Annotated in this window: 7 protein-coding genes; 2 read left to right on the top strand and 5 right to left on the bottom strand. The window is 66.6% G+C overall.

Annotated elements, in window-relative coordinates; genetic code table 11:
- Positions 1 to 192: 192 nt before the first annotated feature.
- On the bottom strand, positions 193 to 1104 hold the full coding sequence (locus tag FQU96_RS12670) for a 5'-methylthioadenosine/S-adenosylhomocysteine nucleosidase (protein WP_146541609.1): 912 nt from the start codon (positions 1102 to 1104) through the stop codon (positions 193 to 195).
- Positions 1105 to 1117: 13 nt separating this feature from the next.
- The gene (locus FQU96_RS12665) at positions 1118 to 1423 is read right to left on the bottom strand and encodes a hypothetical protein (protein WP_146541608.1); all 306 of its coding nucleotides are present in this window, start codon (positions 1421 to 1423) and stop codon (positions 1118 to 1120) included.
- Between the two features lie 265 nt (positions 1424 to 1688).
- On the opposite strand from FQU96_RS12665, the gene FQU96_RS12660 reads away from it, so the two are divergent.
- Entirely contained in the window at positions 1689 to 2594 is a 906-nt protein-coding gene (locus FQU96_RS12660; RefSeq protein ID WP_146541607.1) for a class I SAM-dependent methyltransferase, read from the top strand.
- 53 nt (positions 2595 to 2647) lie between these two features.
- Here FQU96_RS12660 and gatA read toward each other — a convergent pair whose 3' ends face one another.
- From gatA to FQU96_RS12645, 3 genes are all read right to left on the bottom strand, one after another.
- Positions 2648 to 4117, bottom strand: coding sequence for an Asp-tRNA(Asn)/Glu-tRNA(Gln) amidotransferase subunit GatA (gene gatA, locus FQU96_RS12655; protein WP_146541606.1), 1470 nt, complete (start codon positions 4115 to 4117; stop codon positions 2648 to 2650).
- A gap of 3 nt (positions 4118 to 4120) precedes the next feature.
- Complete coding sequence (gatC, locus tag FQU96_RS12650) at positions 4121 to 4438, bottom strand: Asp-tRNA(Asn)/Glu-tRNA(Gln) amidotransferase subunit GatC (protein ID WP_146541605.1); 318 nt, start codon at positions 4436 to 4438, stop codon at positions 4121 to 4123.
- 146 nt (positions 4439 to 4584) lie between these two features.
- Entirely contained in the window at positions 4585 to 5433 is an 849-nt protein-coding gene (locus FQU96_RS12645) for a helix-turn-helix transcriptional regulator (RefSeq protein ID WP_146541604.1), read from the bottom strand.
- Positions 5434 to 5551: 118 nt separating this feature from the next.
- Between FQU96_RS12645 and FQU96_RS12640 the strand changes: the two genes are divergently transcribed.
- Positions 5552 to 6193: a flavodoxin family protein gene (locus tag FQU96_RS12640; RefSeq protein WP_146541603.1), complete on the top strand. Its 642-nt coding sequence runs from the start codon at positions 5552 to 5554 to the stop codon at positions 6191 to 6193.
- Positions 6194 to 6331: the final 138 nt, after the last annotated feature.

Here is a 6331-nt window from a genome sequence, read left to right as displayed (position 1 = left end):
GCGAGAAAACTGTCACCCATGTGCTGAGTACAATCTGTTACCCATGTGCTGCGGTCGCACTAAGGCCGGAGGGGGAGCCCACGTGGTCTTGGTAACAAAGACCACGTGGGCTCCCCCTCCGCCCACCGACGTTTCGACGCTTGGCGTCGAAACGTCGTATCGGGGGCACCTCCCCACTGCGTGGGGAGGAACTTAACGGGGCGGCGTCCACAGCGTCAGGAACCGCTGCACCACGGTGGCGGAATTGTCCGACGCCAGGCGGAAGAACGTGCGCAGCTCGTTGGCGCCCTCGCCGCCGCCGGCGAGGTCCGACAGGCTGCGGAAGGCGATGAACGGCACGCCGTTGGCGTAGGCCACCATCGCCACCGCGGCGCTCTCCATGTCGAGCAGCTGGGCCTGGAAGGTGCCGAACACGTATTGCCGGAAGGCGGCATTGTCGACGAAGGCCTGGCCCGACACGCCGTTGCCGCCCACGACGAAGCGCGGCGCATGGCTGAGACAGGCGTTGTCCGCCGCACAGCGCTTGAGCTCGATGGCGCCGATCTGGCCGGCCGCCGCCAGCATCCCCGGGTCGGCATCGAACCAGAAGCGCTTCTCGGCACCGCCCTTGGCACTGCGCACGTTCACATCGAGCGGGAAGATCATGCCGTGATTGGCGTAGGGCGTCTTCATCCACGGCGGCGGCTGGAAGCGTCCATCCGTCTCGCGCGCAAATGCCGCCTCGAGGTACTGCCCCCAGCGCGCGACGGCCACCACGTCGCCGACGCGCAGCGCCGGATCGACGCCGCCGGCGATGCCGCTGATCACGATGCCGGTGATGTCGAAGCGGTCGAGCACCATCTGCGTCGTCATCGACGCGTTCACCATGCTGATGCCGCACAGGAACAACACGACCTTGCGACCGCCCAGGGTCCCGGTGACAAACTCGACGCCGTTCACCTGGTGGCTCTTGGCATCGTTCACGGCGGCCTTCAGCGCCACCCACTCGGGCTCATAGGCGGAGATCACCGCAATGCGCGGCTCGGGATCCAGACGATCGGCGGCTCGCGCCGGTGCCACGATCGCGAGCACGAGACACATCGTCGCCATGATGAGAGCACGCATATGATCGATCTCCCTACTGCGGCCAGGGTGGCACGTTCTTCATCTCGCCGGGCTTGATCCCGCCGAGATGGCGCTGGATGTCCTGATACTGCGGGTGTCCCGGCGGATATTCGAGCAGGCCGTGGCCGACAGCGCCGCCCGGTGCGGTCGCGCGCAGATAGAGCACGATGGTACCGTCCGTGCGCATCTGCGCCACGCCGATCGATGGCGGCGCTTCATCGGCTTTGGGTTTTGGCGTCTGGGCCACGGCCATCGCACATGCGATCATCATCAGCACAGCGACGGCACCCATCATGCCGCAACGCACAATCGAAACCATGATCCGCCTCCACCGGCGCAATATGTCAAGCGTGTGGCTGGGGCGGTTCGCCGTCAACGCCGTTCGTCAGGCGCGCGTCACCAACCTGAACAGCCGATGTCACGACCACGTCATGGCCGCGCGATAGGCAGCGCGCACAAAAGACGGAGCGGTCCTGTTGTTCGCATATCTGCACGCATTTGGCAGCGATGTGCACGACTGCGCCCCACTGTGGCCACACTGGAATCGCTTCGTATCGCCCGGCATCACGCAGGAGGACGCGATCGTGCCCAAAGACTCTCCCCTCTTCCTCACCGATACGGTCAAGACCTGTCTCAAACACACCTATCTTCAGAACGATCCCCGGCCCACGATGCGCACCCTGGGCCGCCTGGACTATGCACTGGCAGACATCGCCGCACCGATTTTCCGTCAACTCATCGCAGCGCGCACGTCGTATGCCGGCAGAAAGCTGCAGGTGCTCGAACTCGGTTGCGCCTGGGGCATCGGCACGGCGCTGCTGCGTTTCCCGCTATCCTTCGCCACCGTGCAGGCACGCTACACGGCGCGTGAGATGCAGCCCCTGGAACCGATCGAGGTCGAGGAACTCGACCGCCTGTACTACGCGGCCTGGCCGCGCGACGGTCACCGCTACCTCGGCGTCGATGCCCGCGAACAAGCCGTCTCCTATGCCCATCGCGTCGGCGCGGTGGACGGCGGCATTACCGCCGACCTGGAGCGCGCCGATCCTGACGACACCCTTGCCGCCGAAATCCTGCGTACCGATATCGTCCTTGCTACGGGCCGCATCGGTGTGCGGTCGGCTGTACGCCTGGCGCAGGCCGCGCGCCGCGACGACCCGCCGTGGATCGCCACGTTCATGAGTCGCGCCACGACGGGCGATGAGCTTGCCGCGGCGCTGGCGCCGCTGGGGTTGGTCACCGAGCGCTTCGAGGGCGGCAGCTTCGTGCAGCGTCGTTTCGAAAGCGCGGCCGAAAAGGACCGTGCGCTCACCGTGCTGCAGGGCCGTGGCCTGGATCCGGCCGGCAAGGAAGCCGACGGCTGGCTGCACGCCGACCTCTACGTGGCGCGCCCGGCCCCCATCGCCGCCGCGATTCCTTTGCATCGCATGGTATCGATTGCCAGCGGCGCCCTCGCCCTGCGCCCGCAGCGCCTGCCGCGTTGGGCTTAGTCGTCTTGCCGGGAGCGCGGACGGATGCCGGCGCTCCCGGTTGAGGACGTACGTTAGAACCCTGCCGGACGCGCCGCGAAGCCAGCCGCGCGTTCCAGCGCCGAAGCGGCGCGAAACAGGGTCTCCTCGTCAAAGGCGCGGCTGATCAGCTGCAGACCCAGCGGCAGACCATCGCTGTCGAGCCCGGTCGGCACCGAAATGCCGGGCAGGCCCGCCATCGAGGTCGGCACGGTGAAGACGTCGTTGAGATACATCGTCACCGGGTCGTCCATCTTGTCGCCGGCGGCGAACGCCGCCGTCGGCGTCGTCGGCGTCAGCAGCACGTCACAGCGCTCGAAGGCCTGCTTGAAGTCGCGCGCGATCAGCGCCCGCACCTGCTGCGCCTTCTTGTAGTAGGCGTCGTAATAGCCGGCCGACAGCACATAGGTGCCGATCAGGATGCGCCGCCGCGTCTCGGCGCCGAAGCCTGCGGCACGCGTGTTGTCATACATCTCGGGCAGGTCCTTGCCCGGCACCCGCAACCCGTAGCGCACACCGTCATAGCGCGCCAGGTTGGACGAGCACTCCGCCGGCGCCACGATGTAATAGGTCGCCAGCGCGTACTTGGTGTGCGGCAGCGACACCTCGACCGGCTCGGCCCCGGCCGCCTTCAGCATGTCGATGCCGCGCTGCCACAGCGCCTCGATCTCGGCCGACATGCCGTCGACCCGGTACTCCTTGGGGATCCCCACCTTCAGTCCGCGCACATCGCCGGTACAGGCGGCGGCGAAGTCCGGCACCGGCAGCGGCGCCGATGTCGAATCCTTGGGATCGTGCCCCGCCATTGCCTGCAGCAGCAGCGCGGTGTCCTTCACGGTGTGCGCAAAGGGTCCCGCCTGGTCGAGCGAGCTCGCGAACGCGACAATGCCCCAGCGCGAGCAGCGGCCGTAGGTCGGCTTCACGCCCACGATGCCGCAGAAGCTTGCCGGCTGGCGGATCGAGCCGCCGGTGTCGGTGCCGGTGGCGCCGGGCGCCAGCCGTCCCGCCACCGATGCCGCCGAGCCGCCTGAGCTGCCGCCCGGCACCAGCTTGCGGTTGTCGCCCTGACGCTTCCACGGGTTCTCGACGGCGCCGAAGTGGCTCGTCATGTTCGACGAGCCCATGGCGAACTCGTCGAGATTGGTCTTGCCCAGCATGACGGCGCCCGCCTTCCACAGGTTGGCGGTGACCGTCGACTCATAGGGCGGCGTGAAGCCGTCGAGGATGTTCGAGGCCGCCGTGGTGCGCACGCCCTCGGTGCAGAACAGGTCCTTGATGGCGAGCGGAATGCCTTCGAGCAGGCCCGCCTCGCCCTTGGCGCGGCGCGCGTCGGAGGCCTTGGCCATCTCCAGCGCCCGTTCCGGCGTTTCGGTGATGAAGGCGTTCAGCCGGCGATGGGTCTCCATACGCCCGATGAACGTCTCGGCCAGCGCGCGCGCCGTCGTCTCGCCCTTGGCGAGCGCGGCGCTCATGTCGGCAATGGTGAGTTCGGCCAGATCCGCCATCGCCTACTCCACGACCTTCGGCACGGTAAAAAAACCGCCGACGCTGTGATCGCCGGGCTCGAGATAGACGGCGCCGCCGGGCGCATTGGCCAGCACCTTGGCGGCGATGCCGCCGTCGGTCACCACGTCCTCGCGCATCGGCAGGGTCACGTCGGAGACGCTGGCCAGCGGTTCGACGCCTTGCGTATTGACCTCGTTGAGTTGCTCGATCCAGGTCAGGATGCCGGACAGCTCCTTGGCAAGCTGCGGCTGCTCGGCTTCCGGCACCTTCAGCCGGGCCAGCCGGGCGATCTTGGCCACGGTATCGACGTCGATCGACATGACGAACTCCAACGAGAAACGAGCCTGCACCTACCCGCTTTTGCAGCATCGCGGCAAGGCCGCCGTGCAGCCCTCGATCAAAGCTCAATTTTAAAGTAATTTATGAGGATAAAAATTATTTAATATCAATATATTATATGAAATATCTAATCTTTTTTATCATTATTCATCAGCAACATCTCCAGAGCGACGGCACCGGGATTTTCCGGTCGCGCGGCGTAGATGACCAGGCGCAACCGCCGATCCTCGTCGATGACCAGCGTCTCGTGCTCGAAATCGACGCTGCCGATACCGTCGATGTCGACCTGCGCCAGGCCTTTGGTGCAGCCGTCGGCATCCTGACCGTGCCACCAGGTGCGAAAGTCCGGTGACACGCTCTCCAGGTCCCCGATCAGGCTGCCCAGCGTCGCATCGTTGGGTGCGCTGGCGAAGTCGCGCCGGAAATCGGCCAGCAGGCGCGGCGCGTCGGTTTGCCATTGCGGTGCCCGACGCCGAAACGCCGGATCGGCGAACAGCATCCGCAACAGGTTGGGCTTGTCCCGCGCACTGAAATCGAACAGGCGGTCGGCAGCGCGGTTCCAGGCGACCACATCCCATACCAGGTTGATGGCATAGGCCGGCCGCAGCACGAGATCGTCCATGACCTGGCGGACCAGAGGGGAGACCGTGCCCCACGGCCTGAGGTCGTCGGTCGGCGGCGGGCGCTGGTGCGCCAACAGGAAGAGATGGCAGCGGTCGATCGAATCGAGCTTCAGCACGCGCGCGATGTTGTCGAGGACGGCGGCGGAAACACCGATCTCGCGCCCCTGCTCCAGCCACGTGTACCAGGTGATGCCGACACCGGCGAGCGCCGCGACCTCCTCGCGCCGCAAGCCCTTGGTACGGCGGCGACCCACCGCCGGCAGGCCGACCTCCTCAGGCGCCAGCTGCTCGCGTCGAAAGCGCAGGAATTCGGACAGCGCACGACGGCTGCGATCAAGACTACGCGGCGGCATCAGCCTGTTACCTCGAGCAACAGCATAACCAGTCAAATTGTATCAGCACGACCGCGGGCACACATGGCGATCGCGCGGCCCGGCCGCAAGCACGCCCCTCTTGCCTCAGCGAGGATCCATGAAAGCGCTCGTCCTGTGTTCCAGCCCCCGCCAGCAAGGCAACTCGGCCCGCCTGGCCCGGGCCGTGGCCACCGGCCTGGCCGCCAGCGGCCATGACACCGAGACCGTCTACCTGGCCGATGCCGTCACCGGTTTCATCCGCGACTGCCGGACCTGCCGGCGCGCCGACGGCACCTGCTCGATCGACGACGGTCATGCGTCGCTGTTCCTCGACCGGTTCCTGGACGCCGACGGCGTCGTCGTGGCGACGCCCGTCTACTGGTACAGCATGTCCGCGCAACTCAAGGCGTTCTTTGACCGCATGTCGTGCTACCTCTTCGCTGCCTACCCGGGCGCCGACTCGGTCATGCGCCGCATGAAGGGCAAGCGGATCGGCCTGGTGCTGAGTTCCGAGGAGGCCTACCCCACCCTGTCGGCGGGCGTCATCCAGCCCATCCAGGAATATGTCCGCTACACGCACGGGACTTTCGTCGGCGTCGTGCACGGCCAGGGTAACGCCCGCGGCGAGGTCAGCCGCGATCCCCGCAACCCCATCGCTCAGGCCGAGCAGTTCGGCCGCGACTTCTTCGCGCTGCGCTACACCGATTATCAGATCGACACCCCACGCGCGCCCCGCGTGTGGGAGAGCCCGAACGCATAACTCTGCTTTTGGACCGCGCGCGTCCACGCGCGCATTCGCTTGGAGCGAAGCGTAGAGCGAAACGTCGTCCACGCTCGCGCATCGGATGCGCGCGTGGACGCGCGCGGTCCGAAAACCTGGCGCTTTCGTTACCGCACG

Source organism: Reyranella sp. CPCC 100927 (genome assembly GCF_007859315.1).
GTDB lineage: Bacteria > Pseudomonadota > Alphaproteobacteria > Reyranellales > Reyranellaceae > Vineibacter.
The sequence above is the reverse complement of the archived record's forward strand: the minus strand, read 5'-3'. Positions and strand labels throughout refer to the sequence as shown.

Coding starts and splice junctions, on each gene's coding strand:
- FQU96_RS12670 (WP_146541609.1), bottom strand. CDS start 1,104: ATGCGTGCTCTCATCATGGCGACGATGTGTCTCGTGCTCGCGATCGTG.
- FQU96_RS12665 (WP_146541608.1), bottom strand. CDS start 1,423: ATGGTTTCGATTGTGCGTTGCGGCATGATGGGTGCCGTCGCTGTGCTG.
- gatA (WP_146541606.1), bottom strand. CDS start 4,117: ATGGCGGATCTGGCCGAACTCACCATTGCCGACATGAGCGCCGCGCTC.
- gatC (WP_146541605.1), bottom strand. CDS start 4,438: ATGTCGATCGACGTCGATACCGTGGCCAAGATCGCCCGGCTGGCCCGG.
- FQU96_RS12645 (WP_146541604.1), bottom strand. CDS start 5,433: ATGCCGCCGCGTAGTCTTGATCGCAGCCGTCGTGCGCTGTCCGAATTC.
- FQU96_RS12640 (WP_146541603.1), top strand. CDS start 5,552: ATGAAAGCGCTCGTCCTGTGTTCCAGCCCCCGCCAGCAAGGCAACTCG.